At 70.4% G+C, this 20137-nt stretch carries 18 protein-coding genes; 6 read left to right on the plus strand and 12 right to left on the minus strand.

All coding sequences use genetic code 11. The features are described 5' to 3' along the window. On the plus strand, positions 1 to 1656 hold the full coding sequence (locus MWU75_RS15210; protein ID WP_247092349.1) for a S1C family serine protease: 1656 nt from the start codon (positions 1 to 3) through the stop codon (positions 1654 to 1656). Here MWU75_RS15210 and MWU75_RS15215 read toward each other — a convergent pair. Together MWU75_RS15215 and MWU75_RS15220 are read right to left on the minus strand one after the other, a co-directional pair. Then, on the minus strand, positions 1644 to 2972 hold the full coding sequence (locus tag MWU75_RS15215) for a glycosyltransferase 87 family protein (RefSeq protein ID WP_247092350.1): 1329 nt from the start codon (positions 2970 to 2972) through the stop codon (positions 1644 to 1646). The two genes, MWU75_RS15210 and MWU75_RS15215, sit on opposite strands and share 13 nt — an antisense overlap. 9 nt (positions 2973 to 2981) lie before the next feature. Beyond that, the gene (locus MWU75_RS15220; RefSeq protein WP_247092352.1) at positions 2982 to 5270 is read right to left on the minus strand and encodes a transglycosylase domain-containing protein; all 2289 of its coding nucleotides are present in this window, start codon (positions 5268 to 5270) and stop codon (positions 2982 to 2984) included. Positions 5271 to 5448: 178 nt separating this feature from the next. On the opposite strand from MWU75_RS15220, the gene MWU75_RS15225 reads away from it, so the two are divergent. Further along, positions 5449 to 6012, plus strand: coding sequence for a PadR family transcriptional regulator (locus MWU75_RS15225; RefSeq protein ID WP_247092354.1), 564 nt, complete (start codon positions 5449 to 5451; stop codon positions 6010 to 6012). Positions 6013 to 6016: 4 nt separating this feature from the next. Next, positions 6017 to 7096, plus strand: coding sequence for an inositol-3-phosphate synthase (locus MWU75_RS15230; RefSeq protein ID WP_247092356.1), 1080 nt, complete (start codon positions 6017 to 6019; stop codon positions 7094 to 7096). A gap of 54 nt (positions 7097 to 7150) precedes the next feature. Here MWU75_RS15230 and MWU75_RS15235 read toward each other — a convergent pair whose 3' ends face one another. Next, a complete protein-coding gene (locus MWU75_RS15235) occupies positions 7151 to 7981 on the minus strand; it encodes a GNAT family N-acetyltransferase (RefSeq protein ID WP_247092358.1) in 831 nt (276 codons plus the stop codon). After that, positions 7978 to 9153, minus strand: a complete 1176-nt coding sequence (gene rffA / locus MWU75_RS15240; protein ID WP_247092360.1) for a dTDP-4-amino-4,6-dideoxygalactose transaminase — start codon at positions 9151 to 9153, stop codon at positions 7978 to 7980. The genes MWU75_RS15235 and rffA overlap by 4 nt, the downstream gene beginning before the upstream one ends. A 47-nt stretch (positions 9154 to 9200) precedes the next feature. Here rffA and MWU75_RS15245 point away from each other — a divergent pair, with 47 nt between their 5' ends. Further along, positions 9201 to 9671, plus strand: a complete 471-nt coding sequence (locus MWU75_RS15245; RefSeq protein WP_247092362.1) for a GtrA family protein — start codon at positions 9201 to 9203, stop codon at positions 9669 to 9671. Between the two features lie 7 nt (positions 9672 to 9678). Then, a complete protein-coding gene (locus MWU75_RS15250; RefSeq protein WP_247092364.1) occupies positions 9679 to 10731 on the plus strand; it encodes a glycosyltransferase in 1053 nt (350 codons plus the stop codon). Here MWU75_RS15250 and MWU75_RS15255 read toward each other — a convergent pair. Next, a complete protein-coding gene (locus tag MWU75_RS15255; RefSeq protein WP_247092366.1) occupies positions 10701 to 12368 on the minus strand; it encodes a hypothetical protein in 1668 nt (555 codons plus the stop codon). The genes MWU75_RS15250 and MWU75_RS15255 overlap by 31 nt on opposite strands. Positions 12369 to 12794: 426 nt before the next feature. Here MWU75_RS15255 and MWU75_RS20365 point away from each other — a divergent pair, with 426 nt between their 5' ends. Further along, positions 12795 to 14990: a cell wall-binding repeat-containing protein gene (locus MWU75_RS20365; protein ID WP_247092368.1), complete on the plus strand. Its 2196-nt coding sequence runs from the start codon at positions 12795 to 12797 to the stop codon at positions 14988 to 14990. On the opposite strand, the gene MWU75_RS15265 is transcribed toward MWU75_RS20365, so the two are convergent. The 7 genes from MWU75_RS15265 to MWU75_RS15295 are packed head-to-tail and all read right to left on the minus strand — an operon-like array spanning position 14987 to position 19783. Then, positions 14987 to 15541, minus strand: a complete 555-nt coding sequence (locus MWU75_RS15265; protein WP_247092369.1) for a hypothetical protein — start codon at positions 15539 to 15541, stop codon at positions 14987 to 14989. The two genes, MWU75_RS20365 and MWU75_RS15265, sit on opposite strands and share 4 nt — an antisense overlap. Positions 15542 to 15565: 24 nt before the next feature. Continuing rightward, positions 15566 to 15766 carry a hypothetical protein gene (locus tag MWU75_RS15270; RefSeq protein WP_247092371.1) on the minus strand — a complete coding sequence of 67 codons (201 nt, stop codon included), beginning with the start codon at positions 15764 to 15766 and terminating at the stop codon, positions 15566 to 15568. Then, complete coding sequence (locus MWU75_RS15275; RefSeq protein ID WP_247092373.1) at positions 15754 to 16356, minus strand: hypothetical protein; 603 nt, start codon at positions 16354 to 16356, stop codon at positions 15754 to 15756. Before MWU75_RS15275 ends, MWU75_RS15270 begins: the two co-directional genes overlap by 13 nt. Further along, the gene (locus MWU75_RS15280; protein WP_247092375.1) at positions 16353 to 16922 is read right to left on the minus strand and encodes a hypothetical protein; all 570 of its coding nucleotides are present in this window, start codon (positions 16920 to 16922) and stop codon (positions 16353 to 16355) included. Before MWU75_RS15280 ends, MWU75_RS15275 begins: the two co-directional genes overlap by 4 nt. Continuing rightward, positions 16919 to 17563 carry a MauE/DoxX family redox-associated membrane protein gene (locus MWU75_RS15285; protein WP_247092377.1) on the minus strand — a complete coding sequence of 215 codons (645 nt, stop codon included), beginning with the start codon at positions 17561 to 17563 and terminating at the stop codon, positions 16919 to 16921. The genes MWU75_RS15280 and MWU75_RS15285 overlap by 4 nt, the downstream gene beginning before the upstream one ends. Next, complete coding sequence (locus MWU75_RS15290; RefSeq protein ID WP_247092379.1) at positions 17560 to 18243, minus strand: hypothetical protein; 684 nt, start codon at positions 18241 to 18243, stop codon at positions 17560 to 17562. The genes MWU75_RS15285 and MWU75_RS15290 overlap by 4 nt, the downstream gene beginning before the upstream one ends. A 16-nt stretch (positions 18244 to 18259) precedes the next feature. Next, positions 18260 to 19783, minus strand: a complete 1524-nt coding sequence (locus MWU75_RS15295; RefSeq protein WP_247092381.1) for a cell wall-binding repeat-containing protein — start codon at positions 19781 to 19783, stop codon at positions 18260 to 18262. Positions 19784 to 20137 lie beyond the last annotated feature (354 nt).

Below are 20137 nucleotides of genomic sequence, written 5' to 3' on the forward strand. Positions count from 1 at the left end.
ATGACCCGCACGCGCGCCGCAAGCCTCGTGATCGCTCTCCCGCTCGCGCTGTCCGCGTGCGCCGATGGGGCACCCGACACCTCGGCGGTCGTGATGGGTCAGCAGCAGACCGCGGACGCGGACGCCACCACCTCCACGGCAGACCCCGGGTCGGAGGATCCCACCGAGGACGTGGCGGAGACTGCCGCCGACCAGCCGGGACCGATCACCCGGTTCGACCAGGCCCAGCCCGCGGTGGTGCAGATCATCGCCACGGGCACCCTGCGTGACCCGGAGGTCGGGCTGTCGTCGACGGCCGGCTCGGGCAGCGGCTTCCTGATCAGCCCGGACGGGTTGATCGTCACCAACAACCACGTCGTCACCGGGGCCAGCACCCTGGAGGTCTATGTCGGCGGCGACGACAGCACCAGCTATCACGCGTCGGTCGTGGGTGCCTCGGAGTGCAGCGACCTCGCGCTGATCAAGATCGACCCGGACGAGCCGATGCCCTACCTGGAGTGGGCCGACGAGGTCGCGTCGCCGGGTCTCGACGTCTACGCCGCCGGGTTCCCGCTGGGCGACCCGGAGTACACCCTGACCAAGGGCATCGTCTCCAAGGCCAACGCCAACGGCGACATCACCGGGTCCTCCTCGATCGAGCACACCATCGAGCACGACGCGACCATCCAGCCGGGCAACAGCGGGGGACCGCTGATCACCGTCGACGGCGAGGTGCTCGCGGTCAACTACGCCGGGGGCACGCTGGCCGAGGGTGCCTCGCGCCAGTTCTGGGCCATCGCCGCCGGCCTGGCCGAGCCGATGGTCGAGAAGCTGGCCGACGGGGACACCGAGTCGCTAGGCATCAACGGGATGCCGTTCTTCGACGAGAAGCTGGCGCTGAGCGGCATCTGGGTCAGCGGGGTCAAGCCCGGCAGCCCCGCCTCCCGGGGCGGGCTGCTGCCTGGCGACATCGTGCTCAGCCTCAACGGCCTGCCGATGGCCACCGACGGGGGTTACCGCGACTACTGCGACGTGGTGCGCACCAGCGGCAGCAACGCGATGACCGTGGAGGTGCTGCGCTGGGACACCGCCGAGGTGCTCCGTGGGGAGATCAACGGCGACGACGGCCTGGTCCCGATCCTCTCCCTCACCGAGGAGGTGGGTGAGGACGTGCCGGACGGCGGTGAGACCGTCGACGACGGCACCCCGGTGCCGGCGTTCTACACCTACGAGACCGTCACCGACGACACCGGTGCCCTCTCGGTCGACGTGCCGTCGGTCTGGGACGACCGCCAGACCGCTCCCGAACTGTCCCCGGAAGGATGGGCATTCATCGGGGCCTCCGACGACATGGCAGCCTTCCGGTCCGGCTGGACGCACCCGGGGCTGGTCTTCTACCTGCGGCCCTACCAGGGCGACGAGTCGGACATCCTGAGCCACTACACCTACGAGGACGTGTGCGCCGAGCAGTACACCGAGGAGTTCTCCGACGTCATGTACTCCGGTCTCTTCCAGATCTGGAGCGACTGCCGCGACACCGACGGCATCGTGGTCAACCTGCTGTTCTCGAACAACGACCACACCTACACCGCGGTGATGACCACGTATGTCGCGACCGAGGCCGACCTGGAGGCGCTGGATCGGGCGTTCGCGAGCTTCACCGTCTACGACAGCTGAGCACTGACGGGAACGCCCGGCGCAGCAGCGCTCCGCTGGGGCCAGAAGGGGCGGGCCCGGGGAATGCACCAGATGCGCCACACCACCCACGCCCACCCGGCCATCCGGATCAGGATCGCCAGGGAGTAGGTCGAGGCGGGCAGTCCCTTGCCCGGGTCGCTGCCGAAGCCGATGTGCAACCAGGTCGCCTCGAAGTGGATGATCTCGGCCGCCGCCCAGATGAGGTGGTCGCGCCAGCTGACGCTTGACAGGGCCAGCAGGGGCAGGAGCCAGAGCCCGGACTGCACGGACAGGGACTTGGCCGTCAGGACCACCACGAGCAGCATCACTGCGGCGACCTGCACGGCATCCGGCCGGCTGAAGGACCGGAAGGTCAGCCACCACCCGACCAGCATCGCGACCACCCACCCCGCCACGGCGGTGGCCGTGACGACCTCGGACCCCAGCGGGTGGCCCAACAGCTGGGGGATCAGCGCGGGGACGCCGTAGCCCGGACCCGCCTCCCACCAGCCCCGGGGTGCCACGAGCACCCCGTCGCCCAGCAGGAGGACCGCGGGGACGAATAGGGCGAGGGCGGCGAGCGGGGCGGCGACCAGAGCGGTCACGGCGTCCCGGCCGCGCCCGTCGCGCAGGCCAACGAGCACCAGCGCGAGCAGGAAGACCAGGGGGAACGGGCGCACCAGGAAGGCCAGCCCTAATAGGGCCCCGGCCGCTGTCGGATGGCCCCGGGTCCACGCCCACCAGCCCCACATCACCAGTGCGATGCCGACCAGGTCCGTGGAGATGAGGGCGAGCACGACCAGGACGGGTGAGGCGGCCAGGTGCGCAATGTGCCAGGGGTCCTGGGGCAGCAGCGCGACGCCGGCCAGCACGGCTGCGGTGAGCAGCAGGAACGCCAGGGCAGCCCACGTGGCGAACACCCACTGCTGGGCTCCGACGTCGGTGCCGGCTCGCGGCGTCACGAGCGACACGAGCCACATCGCCAGACCTGACAGGAGCGGCTGGTCGCTGCCGCCGCCGCTCCACGGGAGGGAGCGATCGCCCAGGGCGGTGGTGACGTGCAGGACCGGGATGTCGGAGTAGCAGGCCCGCCAGAACTGGTCCGGGTTGGCCCAGCCCTTGACCACGCAGTGGCCCTTCTGGAAGACGCCGAGCGCCAGCATCGTCCCGGCGAGGGCGATCAGCGCGGCAGCGACCCCCCGGAGACCGCGGGCACCGATCCGCGCGAAGCGACCGACGGGTCCCCCGATGACACTGCTCGCCGTCGCCACCACCCGGTCGTGGCGCGAGGGCACGACATACGGCGGGCTCGGCATGGCGGCAGGCTAGCCGGTCGAGCCCGGGTCGCCCGTCTCACCCGGGCCCGCGGTCCCGCCCGGGCCGTCGGTCTCATCCGGCGGCCCCGGCGGGTTGGGGTCGGTGGGCGGCCCCGTCTCGGTCGGCTCCGGCGGTGAGGTGGTCGTCGGGTCGGGCGGCTCCGTGGTGGTTGGTGGCGCCGGATCGGTGGTGGTCGGCTCCGGTGGCTCCGTGGTCGTCGGCTCGTCGGTGGTGGGCTCGGCCGTCGTGGTCGTGGTGTCCTCGGTCGTCGGCTCCTCCGTGGTGGGCTCCGCGGTGGTGGGCTGCTGGTCGTCGGTTGTCGGCTCGACGGTCTGCTCCACCTCGTCCCCGAGACCGACCCGCTCGGGGAACTCCTCGACCGGCTCACCCTCCAGGGCGTTGCGCATGAAGTCACCCCAGATCCGGGCCGGGTAGGTACCGCCGGTGATCTGGTCGAACTCCCCGATGTCCTGCATCGCGACGGTGCCGTCGCCCTGGTACATCCCGACGGTGCCCGTGAGTTGGGGGACGAAGCCGTTGAACCAGGCCGACTTGTTGTTCTCGCTCGTCCCCGACTTGCCCGCGGCGGGCCGGCCCAGGTCGCCGGCCGCCGTCCCGGATCCGTCCGTGACCACGTGGGTCATTGCCTCGGTGACGTCGGCCGTCACGTCGGCGTCGACGACCCTCGAGACGTCCGTCGTGTGCTCGTAGTCGTAGACGCCGTTCTCGCTGGTGACTTCCCTGACCAGGTACGGCTCGGACAGCTCGCCCTGGGCCGCGATCACGGAGTATGCCGTGGACATCTCCAGGACCGTCGGGGCGGCCGGGCCCAGCACGTTGGACAGCTCGTCGTCCAGGCCGGGGGTGTCCTCGGGCAGCCCGAGCTGTTCGGCCACCTCACGGGTGCGCTCCGGACCGATCTCCTCGTTGAGCTGGACGTAGATGGTGTTGACCGAGTGGGCGGTCGCCTCCCGCAGGTCGATCCGGCCGAACTGGCCGTCCCGGAAGTTGCGGACCTCGTAGGGCTCGTCCTGACCCTCGATGTCGAACTCCATCGGGGAGGGACCGGCGAAGACCGACTCCGTGCTGATCCCGTCCTGGACCGCGGCGATGAGGGTGAAGATCTTGAAGAGCGACCCGGCCTGCAGGTGGGCATCGGTCGTGGAGTTGAGCTGCTCCTCGCTGTAGTCCGCGCCGCCGTACATCGCGGTGATCGCCCCGTCGCCGGGGCGGGTCGCCACGAGACCGACCTTCAGGTCGTCCGGCTCCTCCGGCAGGTTGTCCGCCACGGCGGCCTCGGCGGCGTCCTGGTGCTGCTCGTCGATCGTGGTGACGATCCGCAGACCGCCCCGGTCGATGTCCGCCTCGGCGATGCCGAGCTCGTTCACCAGTTCGTGCCGCACCTGCGTGGCGATGTAGCCCTCCGTGCCGGTCGTTGCGGTCGTCGGTTGTGGGTCCTTGATCTCCGGGAACTCGACCGTGGCCGCCTCCTCGGCGGAGAGCCAGCCCTCCTCGACCATTCCGTTGATGATGTAGTCGACGCGCGCCTCCGCGCGCTCCTGGTTGCCCTCCTGGTATGCCGGGTCGAACAGTGAGGGCGCGTTCGTCACCCCGGTGAGGAAGGCCCCCTCGGCGACGGTCAGGTCACTGACGTCCTTGCCGAAGTAGGCCTGCGAGGCCGTCTGGATGCCGTAGGCGCCGCGACCGAAGTAGATCGTGTTGAGGTAGTTCTCCAGGATCTGGTCCTTGGAGAGCTCGCGGTCGATCTTGACGGCGATCAGCACCTCGTTGAACTTCCGGGTCAGCGTCTGCTCGTGCGAGAGGAAGTAGTTCTTGACGTACTGCTGGGTGATCGTCGAGCCACCCTCGGTGCTGTCGGAGGTGAGGTTGCGCCACAGGGCCCGGCCGGTCCCGGTGAGCGAGACCCCACGGTTCTCGTAGAACGTGCGGTCCTCGGCGGCGAGCATGGCCTTCTGCACGTGGTCGGGCACCTCGGACAACGGCACCGACTCCCGGTTGAACCCCCCGGTGAACCGGGCCAGCTCGGTCTCGCCGTCGGCGTAGTAGAGGATCGAGCTCTCGGACGTCGCGAACTCGTTGGGCTGCGGGATCTCGGTGCGGCTGTAGACGATGGCCAGGGCGACACCACCCAGGACCAGTCCGGCCACGCCCAGGCCGAGCAGGGTGAGCAGCACCTTCTTCAGGCTGGGCCGGCGACGGCCGCGACGCCCGTCCTTGCGCTGCCTGGAGCGGTGCCCCGCCCGCGTCAGCGGTGCCGAGCGGTCTGCATTGGCCACTGGTGGCCCTCCTCGTTCGTGCCGTCGATCCATAGTGCACCCCGTGGCGCGGGGTCGGCGGTTCCCGCGCAGGGCACCGCAAAGTTGCCGTACGATATATCGGGTCGATATATCGACGCGGACATCGTGACATCCCGGCTCGGCTCCCGCCGAGCAGGCCAGCAGCGAGAGGAGTGGCATGACCCGGCGTTCTGAGATGCTCGAGCTCGCCATCCTCGGTCTGCTGCACGACTCGCCGATGCACGGCTACGAACTGCGCAAGCAGGTGCACCGGGTGCTGGGCACGGTGCGTGCCATGTCCTACGGCACGTTGTACCCGCGACTGAGGCTGCTGGTGGAACGCGGCCTCATCATCGAGGCCAACGCTTCGGCAACGGGCCGTAGGGGCCGCATCACCTACGCCGTAACGTCTGCCGGCCAGGAACGGTTCCAGTCGCTGCTGACGGGGGCCGGGCCCAACGCGTGGGAGGACGACGCCTTCGACGTGCACTTCGCCTTTTTCAGCCGCGCCGACCGCGCGGTGCGGTTGCGAATCCTGGAGGGCCGACGTGCCCGCCTGGAGGAGCGACTGGCGATGTTCCGCGCCAACGGACCTGCCGAGGGCGCCATGATGGATGGCTATGCCGCCGAGCTTCACCGCCACGGCCTGGAGTCCGCCGAACGTGATGTGCGGTGGTTGACCGGGCTGATCGAAACCGAGCGCAGCGCGGGCCGCCGCGGTGTCGCGCAACACGAGGAGTAACACTATGGGATCAGTTCGAGTCGCCATCGTGGGAGTCGGCAACTGCGCTAGCTCACTGGTGCAGGGTGTCGAGTACTACCGCGGTGCCGACGCCACGGCGAGCGTGCCGGGCCTGATGCACGTGCAGTTCGGGCCGTACCACGTGGGTGACGTCCAGTTCGTCGCCGCGTTCGACGTGGACGCCAAGAAGGTCGGCTTCGACCTGGCGGAGGCCATCGTCGCGAGCGAGAACAACACCATCAAGATCGCGGACGTGCCGCCGACCGGTGTCATGGTCCAGCGTGGCCCGACCCTGGACGGCATCGGCCGCTACTACAGCGAGACCATCGAGGAGTCCGACGCCGAGCCGGTCAACGTGGTCCAGGCCCTCAAGGACGCCGAGGTCGACGTCCTGGTGTCCTACCTCCCGGTGGGCTCGGAGGAGGCGGACAAGTTCTACGCCCAGTGCGCGATCGACGCCGGGGTGGGCTTCGTCAACGCCCTCCCCGTCTTCATCGCCTCCGACCCCGAGTGGGCGGCCAAGTTCACCGACGCCGGTGTCCCGATCGTCGGCGACGACATCAAGTCCCAGGTGGGGGCCACCATCACCCACCGCGTCATGGCACGTCTCTTCGAGGAGCGTGGCGTCGTCCTGGACCGCACCTACCAGCTCAACGTGGGCGGCAACATGGACTTCAAGAACATGCTCGAGCGGGACCGCCTCGAGTCCAAGAAGGTCTCCAAGACCCAGGCCGTCACCTCCAACGTGAGCCACGACCTCGGTGCGCGCAACGTGCACATCGGACCGTCCGACTACGTGCAGTGGCTCGACGACCGCAAGTGGGCCTACGTCCGCCTCGAGGGCCGTGCCTTCGGCGACGTGCCCCTGAACCTCGAGTACAAGCTCGAGGTCTGGGACTCCCCGAACTCGGCGGGCATCATCATCGACGCGCTGCGGGCGGCGAAGATCGCCATGGACCGCGGCGTCGGCGGGCCGATCACCTCCGCCTCGGCCTACCTGATGAAGTCCCCGCCGCAGCAGATGCCGGACGACCAGGGCCGCGCCCAGGTCGAGGCGTTCATCCGCGGCGAGGTGGAGCGCTGACGCTCAAGGAGCGAGACGCTACGAGGCCCGTTGGGGGCTGGACCCTGCCCGAGCCTAGGTGATCGCACCTGCCCGCACGGCATGCACGGTCTCGACGGCGGCGAACGGTCGTAGGCCGTGCCGGGCCCAGGCGCGCTGCACGCGGATGTTGTGCGACTGCGTGGAGATGACCACATCCCGCCGCCCGCGGGCGCCAGCGACCTGGGCGACTCCGGCCAGGAGGGTGCCGTAACGGCCCTGCCCCTGCGCGGCGGTGGTCAGGCCGGCGAGGAGCACCTCGACGTGGGCGTCTGGCGCCTCGCTGTCCAGCAGCGTGGCCAGCCCCACCACTCGGCCGTCCAGCACGAGGACCAGGGCGTCGTCGGGGTTGGACAGTGCCGATCGCCGGGCCCACTCCTGGTAGCCCTCCAGGGCCGCCTCCCGGTCCAGCAGTGGGTTGGCGGCATAGTGGTTGCCGTAGCCGGAGAAGGAGTCGGCGACGACCGCATCGACCACCGCCACCCGGTCAGCCTCGTCGGTCACCCGGGACAGGGTCTCGACCTTGAGGCCCGCGGCGGGTGGCGGCCCACTGACCTCGCTGGCTGCGGCTGACCAGTACGTCAGCGAGCCGGCCGCGAGGACCTGGCGACCGGAGCGGGCCACCGCGGCCGCCAGGACAAGTGACTCGGCAGGGTAGCGGACCACGACCACCTCGGCCGGGTCGGTTCGCAGCAGGTCGGTGACCTCCCGCGCGACCGACTCCATGAGCCCATCGCCTGTGATGGGCCCGCCCGGGCGCGCGTCCCACCCCACGGTGAGGCGCGACATGCCGACGCCGAACCGAGCGGACTCGGCGGGGCTGTCCGTCAGGGTGACCCCGCTGCCCAGCAGCCCGTCCCAGCTCACGAGGCCGAGGCTCCGGGGTAGGAGGCGGAGGCTCCTGGGTAGGACGTGACCGCGGCGACGATCCGGTCCAGGTCCGGTTCCGTGAGGTCGGGCCACAGCGGTAGGCGCACCAACCGGCTGGCGACGTCTGCGGTGACCGAGCACGGGACCGGGGTGCGACCCAGCCGTTGACCAGCGGGGCTGCTGTCCAGTGGCTGGTAGTGGAAGGTGCCGATGACACCGCGCTCCTTGAGATGACCCAGCAGGCCCACCTGCCCCGCGTGGTCGGGCATCAGCAGGTAGAAGACATGCGCCGGGTGCTCCACGTCGTCGGGCACCTGCATCAAGCTCGCCCCCGTCTGCCGTGCCCAGTCCGTCAGGTCACGGGCATAGCGCTCCCACACCGCCATTCGGCCGGCCTGGATCTGCTCGAAACTCTCCAGCTGGGCCAGGAGCAGCGCGGCGAGGAGGTCGCTGGGCAGATAGCTGGAGCCGGCGTCCACCCAGGTGTACTTGTCCACCTGCCCGCGCAGGAACATGCCGCGGTTGGTGCCCTTCTCGCGGATGATCTCCGCGCGCTCGGCGAAGCGTTGGACGTCGTTGATCAGGAGCGCTCCGCCCTCGCCACAGTGGACGTTCTTGGTGTCGTGGAAGCTCTGCGTTGCCAGCGCGCCGAAGGTGCCGAGCGACCGGCCGCGCCATCGGGCCCCCAACCCGTGCGCGTTGTCCTCGACCAGCACCAGTCCATGGCGGTCGCAGAGGGCCGTCAACTCGTCGAGGCGGTGGCCTACGCCGCCGTAGTGGACCGTGTACAGGGCGCGGGTGCGCTCGGTCACAGCCGCCGCGGCGAGGTCGACGTCGAGACACAGGGTCCGGGGATCGATGTCGACGAAGACCGGCGTGGCGCCGCGAATCGCGATGGCCGCAGCCGTCGAGGAGAAGGTGAAGCTCGGCACGATCACCTCGTCACCCGGGCCGAGGTCCAGCAGCACCCCAGCGAGCTCCAGGGCGTGGGTGCACGAGGTGGTCAGAAGTGCCCGCGGAGCCTCGGTGATGGCCTGCAACAACTCGCTCGCCGCCGTCGTGAAAGGACCGTCGCCGTGAACGTGCCCTGAGGCGAGGACCTCGGAGATGTATCTCTCCTGATCCGGTGCGCGGAAGGGACGGCTGAAGACGAGGACGGGCCCGGACATGACGCGAGCATGACACATCACAAGGAGGCCCCTCGTATCCTTGGGCGGTGCCCGATACTGACGCGTCGACGAGCCGTCCGGACATCTGGTCGCGCGTGGGGCGGGTGCTTCCCGCACCGCTGGACAGGTGGGTCGCCATCGAGCAGGTGCGCTATCTCATCGTGGCAGGCACCACGTCGGTGTTCTATCTGTCGCTGGTCGCGGGCGGGCTGGCGCTGGGCTGGCACTACATGGTCGCGATCGCCGTGGCCCAGATGATCACGATCGCTGGAGCCTTCCCCGCATACCGCGTGCTGGTCTTTGAGTCCGGCGGGGCGTGGCGGGGGGATCTCGTGCGTTTCCTGTCGGTGTGGTCCTCGGGGATGATCGCGGGTCTCGTGGCTACGCCGCTGCTCGTCGAGCTGCTCGGCATGCCGCCCCTCATCGCGCAGCTGGTGGCGATCGTGGTGGTCGCCGTGGGCAGCTACCTCGGCCATCGCTACTTCTCGTTCCGGCATCGCGGAGAGGCAGGGGCATGATGGGCCGGTGAACGTCTCCGTCGTCATCCCTTGCTACGCCTCCGAACGCACCCTTCCGGACCTGGTCGCCGGCCTGCACGACGCGCTCGGCGGTCCCGCACACCAGCAGGTCGAGGACTACGAGGTCATCCTGGTCGTGGACGGCAGCCCGGACGCCACGTTTGCCGTGGCGCGCGAGTTGGAGCGCGAGTCACCGCGAGTTCGGGCCCTGATGCTGCACCGCAACTACGGCCAGCACAACGCGTTGCTCGCCGGGATACTGCGCGCACGGTATGAGGTCGTCGTGACGATGGACGACGACCTGCAGCACCGGCCGACCGAGGTGCACAAGTTGCTCGCACCCCTGGCGGACCCGCTGGTGGACCTCGTCTACGGCGTGCCAGTCGTCGAGGAGCACGGCTTTTGGCGGTCCCTGGCATCCCGTAGCGTCAAGGCCGGACTTGCCCTGGCCGACGTACCCAACGCCAACGATGTGAGCGCGTTCCGGGCCTTCCGCACGCAGCTACGCTCCGGCTTCGGCCACGCTGCCGATGCCTTCGTATCGATCGATGTCGTGCTGTCCTGGACAACCCTTGGTGTGCGCCGCGTGGACGTGGAGATGGATGAGCGCACCATCGGTCAGTCCAACTATGGCTTTCGCCGCCTGATCCGGCACACCCTCAACATGGTCACCGGTTACGGCACCGTGCCGCTCCGTCTGGTGACCTGGCTCGGGATCGCCTGCTTCATCCTCGGGATGGGGCTGCTGGCCTTCACCCTGTGGGGCTTCGTAGTGGGGCGCACGACCGTCACCGGGTTCACCACCCTTGCCTCGATGATCGCTCTCTTCTCGGGCGCGCAGATGCTCTCGGTCGGCATCCTCGGGGAGTATGTCGGACGGCTGCACTTCCGCAGCATGCACAAGCCGACCTTCCTCGTGCGGGTCGACGGCGAGCCGGGTCGTGTGGACGACCCGCGACGCGCCGGCCACGTTGACAGCTCCGGAGGGCAGCCACCGGACGTGGTGGCGGAGGCACTGAACCTGCGGCATCACCCGGACGATGGCTCTTCGCTGCAGTAGGGGCCGCCGTGGTAGTGCTGGTAGAACGACTCCGCCGCAGCGGGCAGTCGATCGCGGACTGACCTGGTCACGGTTTCGCGAACCTCGCGCAGGGTGTCGCACCGGCGCTCATTCCCGCGTGCGGACGGGTCACCCAGGACCACCTCCCGGTGCACTGCGGCCACCGCTACATGGCCTTCCGCGACGTGCGAGGCGCGCAGGGCGGGATAGTTGGCGGCCACGGAGGTCGCGGCCAGGAGCGCGACGATCAATCCCGCCGCGACCGTCGGGAGCAGGCTCGCGCGGCGGAGGGACAGCGCGGCGACGACCATGGCCGCAGTGAAGGCCAGCATGGTCCACGTGACCATGGTGCTGCGGTAGGGAGTCCCGATCGTTGGCACCAGATCGTGGGAAGCGCCCGAGAGTGCCATGATCAGTGCCGTCCCGAGCGCGGCGGCCGCCGGGACGAGCCCGGCGAGCAGGAGCAGCCGCGTCTCGCCGCGCCGCTGCGGCAGGTCGACCGCGGCGTGGCCGAACTCTCGGACCAGGAGCAGCAGCGCGCCCGCTGTGCCGACGGCGATCAGACCCGACGTGAGGGTCATCCACCCTGGCATCTGATGGGCCATCCCCTGGTCGGTCAGGTCACTCAACAGCTCCGTGCGGGAGGTGCCCGGGATCGATGACAGGAGGTTGCGCGTCGCCGTCGTGAGAGTCCGCGAGCTCAGCTCCAGCTGGGCGGGCTCGTAGCACCGGTTCCGAGAGCAGTGGTCGGCAATCCACACTTGAAGAGCGCCGAAGGTGACCAGGAAGCTGACCGCGAACGCCCCGCCGACCCAGAGCTTGGCGCGCCGGGCCCTGGCGGCGGTTTGGTCCTCTCCCTCCAGGCGGTCCTCGTCCCCGACCCCCACGTCGCCGGTGGCCCCACCCCGGCCGGTCAGGGGCTGCTGCAGGACGGCGACCAGGACGAGCGGCACCGCCACGTAGTAGAGCTCGTAGCTGATGTTGAGGAAGAGCCCCAGCAGCACGGCCAGCACGACACCCACCACGGTGCACCATCCGCCGCGGCGCGCGGCAAGCCGGGTCAGCCAGACGATCAGTGCGACACTGCCGAGGATCACGATCACGGCACCCCACGTGAGCACGGCGTAGGCCGTCCAGCCGTTGCGCGCCTGGTGGTGCGCCTGGGCGCCGGCCGCTGTCAGCGCAGCCATCATGAGCACCACCGCGCCGACAGTGCGCCAGGACAACCGGCCGAGAGAGCCGTCGGACCGGCGGTATCGCAGAACCCGCAGGAAGGCGAGCGCCGTGAGCAGGATCAGCAGGAAGAGCACGACCTTGAGGATCGCCTGACCCGCGACGATCGAGGTCGAGGACCAGACGGCGAGGTCGGTCACGAGCAACATCGACAGTGACCGCATGATGAAGGCTGCGACGCTGATCCGCCCGGAGTCCGCGGCCTGGGGCACGTTCGTCACATGCTGCGTGACGACTCCCAGGTAGGAGCCGTCGGTGAGACCGGCTGCGTTCAGGTACCAGTAGCGGTCGTCGGCGGCGATCGGGTTGGTCAGGACGGGCCAGAGCATCACGAGGATGCCCACGGTCAGCACGACGGTCGTGACGACGACGAGGGGCGCGCGGGTCGAACGTTCGGGAAGCATCGGGATCGACCCTACGTCGTGCCTGTGGCTCGTGACAGCATCACCTGCCGCTGTGACAGCATGACCTGCACGGCGCGCGGACCGCCGCCGTCATGGTCGGTCTCAAGGAGCTCTCCACCGATCGCGCCCTGCCCTGGCCTCCAGGACGCTCTGTCCCGGAGAGAAATACACTCATGTCATTTATTGACCATCGCAAATAACACAGTTGTAGTTACTTCTATGACATTCTTTGTCTGCCCAAACAATGACGTTCCGAAGGTTTCGGAATAGCCGGGATGTGTGTATTCTCCACTTCGCCCCTTGCGTCACATCATTACCACTGATCACAGGTGTTCAGCCCCGGCACCGGGTGAAGGGAAAGACCGTATGCGCACGCCCCCGATGCGTTTTGCTCCGACCGCCAGCCTCTGCGCGCTGGCTCTTGTTGTGTCTGCGCCCGGTGCGTTTGCGGACCCGGTGTCGTCCCCCGAGCAGGCACCTGCGGACTCGTCCGGCACGACGGCGCAGAGCGAACTGCACGACGCGGACCACGGTCACGACGACGCTGCGCTGGACCTCCTGCAGGGCCTGGGTGACCCGTTCGCCGAGGGGCTGGTCGTGCCGGCCGACCCGTTCGTCGTGCCTGACGACGCGGCGGAGCGCGGCGTGGCGCAGACAATGCCCGAGTCGCCGATGGACTGGGTGGGCCTGCCGCCGGACCCGGCCGACCTGCCCGCGGAGTGGCTCACCGAGCAGCCAGCCGTCGACATCGAGCCGTCGACGACCGAGGAGCTCATGGCCGCCGAGGACGGGTACGTCGGTGGTGGCTTTGCCGCCGCCGGCGGGGGTGCGGAGCTGGCCGACCACACCATGTCCTCGGTGCCGGCCCCGCCGACCAAGGACCTGCCGGCCACCCTTGACGCTGCCCCGCCGTGGCAGTACTCCTACTCGTGCGACCCCAACAACAAACCCGGAATGGTCGCCTTCGCCAACCTCGTCTCCGCACACTACGACCGCCCCACCTGGTACGGCTCGCGCAGCTGCAAGTGGGACAGCAGCCAGCACTACGAGGGCCGGGCGATGGACTGGCAGATGAACGCCTACGACCCCGAGGACAAGGCCATCGGGGACGCCGTCGCGCAGTGGCTCTCGGCCAACAACGGCGAGATGGCCAGACGCTTCGGGGTGCAGTCGATCATCTGGAACAGGCAGTCCTGGTACCTCTACAAGCCGGGCGCCTGGTACCCGTACTACGGGGCCTCGCCGCACACCGACCATGTGCATATCAGCTTCAGCTGGGACGGAGCGATGGGTCGCACGTCCTGGTGGGACGGCACACCGGTCACCGCGCACGACTACGGCACCTGCCGCGTCTACGCCGGTCAGTTCGCCCCCCGCTACCAGGGCTTCAACGGCACACCCTGCCCCACCGGTCTCCCGGCGGCCCCCTACGCGCCCTACCCGGTGATCCTGCCGGGCGCCAACAACAACGACGTGGCGCAGGCCCAGCGTTACCTCGGCTTCACCGGCAGTGACGTCGACGGCTCGTTCGGCCCGCTGACCCTCCAGGCGCTCCTGAACTACCAGTCCGCCAACGCGCTGCCGTGGACCGGTGTCCTGGACAAGGCCACCTGGGCCTACATGATCGCTGCCGGGATCCCCAGCGACCCCGTGCCGCCGGTGCCCCCGGACCCGCCCGCGCCACCGGACCCGCCGGAGGACCCCGAGCCTGACCCCGGGACCGGGGTCTCCCGGATCGCCGGTCCCAACCGCTACGCCACCGCGGCCCAGGTGGCCGACACCTTCCCCGCGGGGAGCCCGGTCTTCGTGACCGTCGGTCAGGACTACCCGGATGCCCTGGCCGCCGCGGCACGGGCCGGTTCGTTGGGCGGCCCGGTGCTGCTGACCAGGGCGAACCAGCTGCCCGTGGAGACCGCGTCCGCGATCCAGCAGCTCGAGCCGTCATCGGTCACCATCGTCGGCGGCAAGGGTGCCATCAGCACCGCCGTCTACAACCAGGTTGACCAGATCACCACGGCCCCGGTGACCCGGGTCGGTGGCAGCGACCGCTACGAGACCGCACGACACCTGGCCGGCAAGTTCGGCACCAGCGTCGACGTGGTCTACGTCGCGACCGGCACCAACTACCCGGACGCACTCGCTGGCGCCGCGCGCGCGGGCTACAACGACGGTCCCGTCCTGCTGGTGCGGCCGGACGAGGTGCCGTCCGCGACCGTGCGCGCCATGAACTACATCAACCCCTACCGGGTGGTGGTTCTCGGCGGCGACAACGCCATCAGCACCAGCGTCGCCACCCAGCTCAGGGACATGACCCGGTCCGGCAACCTGCAGCGGGTCGCGGGCCCCGACCGCTACGCCACGGCTGCCGAGCTGGCCTCCTACTACCCCCAGGGGGTGGACACGGTGGTGATCGCCACGGGCCAGGAGTTCCCCGACGCGCTCAGCGGCGCAGCCCACGCCGGTGACGTGCACGGACCGGTCCTGCTCGTCACGCAGAACGGGGTCAACCAGAACACCCGCGACGCGCTGGCACGCCTGGACCCGCAGGAGATCCTGATCGTCGGTGGCACGAGTGTGATCCCGGACGCCGTCGCGGCCATCCTCGAGGACTACGTCGGCTAGAACAGCGCGAGCACGGCCCAGCCCAGCAGCACCGTGGCGACGACCGTGCCACTGCGCTCGAGCCACCGGGTGTGGCTGGACAGGAAGTGCTGCCAGCCGGGGCGCCCGAGCAGGATGTACTGCAGCACGGCCACGGCCCGCGAGGCGCCGAACGCCGCCCCCAGGGTGACCGCCCAGGCCAGCGGCAGGCCGGCCAGCAGGACGAACAGCGCGGCGACATAGGAGGCGGCGGACGGGACCAGCGTGCGGAAGCCGCAGCCGTACTCCACGCCGAACCGGAGGCCCCCGCGGCCCAGGCCGCGGGCGAAGACCTCCTGCGGGATGAGCTCCTTGCGCTGCGGCAGACCCAGCAGCGGCTGGCGCAGGTCCAGCACCGTCAGGGACACCGCGAGCAGCCCGAAGAGCACGGCACGCACGCCGGCGGGCACCGGGGAGAGCAGCCCGGAGAAGACTCCCAGGACGGTGCCGGTGAAGGCGCCGCCGACGGTGCAGCCCACCAGGAAGGCGGCCCACAGCCGGAGTTGGATCGCACGGCCTCGGACCGAGGCCACCAGCGCCCACGCGCTGTTCAGGCCTCAGGTGGAGCCGGAGAGCGCGAGCCCGGCGGCCACGACCGCGAGCAGCGCCGGCACCGGCCACGGGATGGCTGTGCCACTGAGGTGGAGTATGCCGAGGGTCACCCCGGCCACGGCCAGCAGCCCGAGCAGCGGGAGCGGGTCGGCGACCCAGCGCCGTGCCGGGCTCGGTGCAGCGGGCGAGGTGCTCAGATCGCCCACGGACAGATCGACTTGCTGCAGGCTCCGGAGGCGCTGCAGGTCCAGCCGTCGGAGCACCGGTAGGTGTTGCCGTCACTGAACTTCCAGTGCCAGGAGTCGTAGGTGCCCTGCCAGCAGTCGTCGGGACGGTGCAGGTAGTAGCCGGTCGAGCCGGGGGCGTTCTTGTGCCAGCCGACCAGGTTGCCTGCGCCGTTGCGGTACTTCCAGCAGCACGAGCGCGAGGTGCACATCGGCGAGGGCCCGCACATGATGCCGTTCTCGGTGTGGTTGCGCGCGTAGCCGGTCACCGGGTCGCACGGACCGGTGTTCGTGCTGGTCCAGTCGTTCCAGTAGACCGCCTGGGCGCTGTCCGTGGCCCGGTTGACCAGGAACAACGACCCCAGCCCGACCGCGGCGCCGGCGCCCAGCACCGAGCCCATGAAGGTGCGGCGCGACGGGCGGGGCCGCAGGCGCTTGCGGAGATGGCCGGTGTCGGCGACCGGCAGGTCGGCAAAGCTCACGCCGGCCCGTGCGTCCGCGGCCCATGCGTCCGCGGCCCGTGCGCCCGTGGCCCGGGTGTGGGTGGTCCGTGCGTCGGTGGTGTCAGTCATCCCTGCTCCTCTGTGAGGCGGATCGATCCGCGGGTCCCCCGGACCCAGGCGGTGAGGTCGGTGTCCCGGTCGGGCAGCGCGGCCGCGACGATCGTGCCGCCGCCGTCGACCGCCATCAGGTAGGGCGTGGCCGGCACGTGCAGCTGCTCGAGCAGGTCGCGCCCCTGGGGCAGGCACCGGCCGGTGCCCGCCAGGTTGTCCAGGGCCGGGTCGCAGGAGCCGGTCGAGACCGCCACGAGGGCGACCGACCCGTCCCGCACGTCGGGGACGTCGCTCAGCCCGGTCAGGGTGAGCGCGCACGAGGAGCACCCCGGCGAGACGAACGCCACGACCGTGCGGTGGGCCCCGGGCTCGACGAGCCCGGCGAGTTCCCCGTGGGCCGGGAGGCGGAAGCCCACCAGGTCGCGGGTGCTGCGCGGTGATCCGGAGGCAGGCGTGCTCGTCCCGGTCCGCCCGGCCTGGCCGCGCGTCAGGACGGTGACCTGGCGCAGCAACCCGGCGAAGCCGAGGGCGAGCAGCACCAGCGCGACCCAGGCCAGCAGGACGGCGGACTCCATGAAGCTCACCGGTGCTCACCCCCCATTTTTGGGGAGGTTTTGCTGGCCCTGCGCGCATTTTTGGGGAGGTTTTGTCCGCCCAGTTCGTGATGGATCCCGGCCTCGCGGCGGATCGCCGCCTCGGGCACCGCCCGGGCCGCGGGCAGCAGGGCGACGGAGAGCGCGATGACGAGCATCGCGGCCAGCGCCACACCCGCCTCGGCCGCGGGTGCGCCGGCCAGCGACCAGCCATCGGCACTCACCCCGCCGACCAGCGCCAGGGTGGTCAGTATGCCGCCACGCAGGACCGCGGTCCGGCTCACCGGGGCCTCGCCCAGGCCGCAGGCGCACGGCACGACCCGGCCCTGCGCGGCCCGCAGGACCTGCCCCAGGTAGAGGGTGAACGCCAGGAAGAGCCCGGCGATCGGCATACTGACGGCGAGGGCGACCCCGGAGGGGACGTCGATGACAGCGGTGACCAGCGCGCCTGCCCCGAGGAGCGCCTCGAGCGGTCCGAGCACGAGGGCGACCGGCCCGCGGGCGCCGGGGGGCAGGACACCGTGGGCGTCCAGGCCGCGACGCAGGGCCGCGGGGGAGCGCAGGTGGGCGGCGGCCGAGGCCAGCAGCACCAGGCCGACGGCGCCGAGCAGGGCGGGCGACAGGATGCTCATGCCAGCTCCGCGGTCAGCCGGCTCAGGGTGGTGGCGACAGCGTCCACGTCGTCCTCCGCGCCGGGGATGCCGTAGACGATGAAGGCCGGTGCCTCCAGGACGGCGTAGTGCGCGCGCTCGTCCTCCGCGGACCGGCTCAGCCGACCGCCCGCCACGTCCAGGCCAGGACCGGTGGGCCGGGTGACGCCGTTGCGCGTGCGCCGCACGTCGAGCAGCGCGCGGTGCCCGGTCTCCAGGTGCACGACCTGGGCGACGTCGTGGGTGCGGAAGGGGGACCACTCCACGGAGCCGCCGGGCGTCAGGACCGGCCCCGCCGGGTCGGCGGTGAACTCGACCTGAGACAACAGCGCCGTGAGCCCCTCGAGGTCGAGCGAGGGCACGGTGAAGCCGAAGACCTCGTGGTCGCCCACGCGGACCGAGAAGGCCAGGCCGGAGGCGGGGTCCCCGCCGTAGCGCCCGTGCCGCAGCGTCACGCCGTTGCGCAGCTGCACCTCGTCGGTGAGCGTGCTGCCGCTGACCGACAGGTAGTGCTCCAGGTGGGTGTGGTCGCCGCTGTTGACCTCCAGCTCCAGGCCGTCCTGGGCCAGCACGCTGATCGCGGCGGACGGGGGCAGGGTCGTGGCGTCGGGCACGTCGAGGACGAGGGTCTCGCCGTTGTGCAGGCGTCGGGTGGTGCGCATCGTAGGACTCCTCCTCTCAGCCGACCCGGCGGCCGAGCTGGTCGAGGACGATCGAGTTGACCGAGGTGTAGCCGCCGAGCACGACCCCGGAGTCGGGGTTGAGGGCGTCGATGGCGTTGCCGACGGAGGCGGGCAGCCGGCTCGGCTGGGTCAGCAGGACGGGGTTGGCCTCCCGGCCGGCCAGGGCGGAGCCGGACAGGGCGTCCGGGAAGTCCAGGCCGGTGGCGACGAAGACACGGCTCCGGTTGCTCGGGAAGGTGTCGGCGATCAGCGCCGAGGTCTCGTAGCGGTTGGCACCGGCGATCCTGGTCACGCTGCCGGTGGTGTAGGCCCGCAGGTCCTGCTGGACCGAGTTGGACACGGCGCCGGAGCCACCGAGTATGACGATGCGCCCGCCGTCGAGGCGCTCCAGTGCCTCCCGGGTCGCGATCGGCAGGTGGTCGGAGTTGGTCAGCAGCAGCGGTCGGCCGTTGCGGCCCGCGGAGGCGCCGCCGGAGAGCGCGTCGGGATAGCTGACGCCGCTGGCGACGTAGAGGGTGCTGATCCCGGTCGGGTAGGTGTCGGCGATCGCCGCCGACGTCTCGTAGCGGCTCGCGCCGGCCAGCCGCGTGACCTCGCCGCTGGTGTAGGCCCGGGCCGCGTCGCGGACGGTGTTGCTGACCGCACCGGTGCCACCGAAGATGACGATCCGGCCCGGGTTCAGCCGGTCCAGCTGGGCGGCGACGGAGGAGGGGATGGACTCGTGCCGCACGAGCAACACCGGTGCGTCCTCCTTGGCGGCCAGGGCGGCTCCGGCGAGGGCGTCGGCGAAGCCGTTGCCGCTGGCGAGGTAGACCACGTCCTGGCCGGCGGGGTACTGCGCGGCGATCGCGGCCGAGGTGTCGTAGCGGTCGGTGCCCTTGATCCGGCTGACCGCTGCGGCGCGGCAGGTGTAGATCTGGACGTTGTCGACGTCCCACCACTGGCTCTTGCCCGGCTGTGCGCGGTGCTGGAACCAGGTCCCGAGTCGGCCACCCTCGTCGTCGGTGGCGGCCGTGATGTTGAACACCTTGCCGTCCCAGGAACTGGTGTTCGCGGCTGTCTGCAGGCTCACCGAGTTCACGTCCGCTCGGGAGTACCCGGAGGAGGAGACGTTGCCGCGGGAGGTGAAGGCCAGCATGGTCTGGGCACCCACCGGTGCGGTCGCCCAGTCCAGGAACATCCAGTCCTCGCTGTCGCCGGAGCTCACCTGCGAGCGTGCGGCCGCGGAGTTGCCGATGCCGGTGTGGACGCGGTACCAGCCGTTGTTGAAGTCGCCGTTGGGGATCCCGGCGGTGAAGCTCTCGGTGAGCAGGCTGGCACTGCGGCTGCGTCCCTCCGGGCAGGGCGCCTGCCCGTCAAGGCCGCCGGTCCACTGCACGGCCTGGTTGGTCTCGGTGGGTGCTGTCTCCGAGGCCGGCAGGGGTGCGGTGCTCCCCGAGCCGGCAGCGATGGTGGCCGCCAGGGCCACCGTGGCCAGGGTCGCAACTCCCCGTCGTCGTGCGCGCGTGGTCAGCGCCATCGTGGCCTCCCCGTGTGTTGCCTGTGGCTGACTGTCTACGGAGCGAAACGCTACCGGGTGCCCGAAAGGTTGCATCGCCGCGAGCACGGATTTCGGGGACGTCCGACCCGCCGTGAGACGATACGGGCGGTCTGGTCCCGCCCCGCAAGGTCTGTTGCCGTTGTCAGTCACCACCCCAGAGAGCCATCCGCAGAGCGCTCCCGAGACCCGCCGTTTGCCTGGGTTTGGCCGGGCCGGCGGGTCTGTTGTGCGTGCGGGTTTTCGGGGGGATGTGGAGGGGTTGCGGGCGGTGGCTGTGTTGTTGGTGATGGTGTATCACGCGGGGGTTGGGTGGTTGCCGGGTGGGTTTGTGGG

It is taken from the genome of Ornithinimicrobium sp. F0845, assembly GCF_023015765.1.
In the GTDB taxonomy this organism is placed as follows: domain Bacteria; phylum Actinomycetota; class Actinomycetes; order Actinomycetales; family Dermatophilaceae; genus Ornithinicoccus.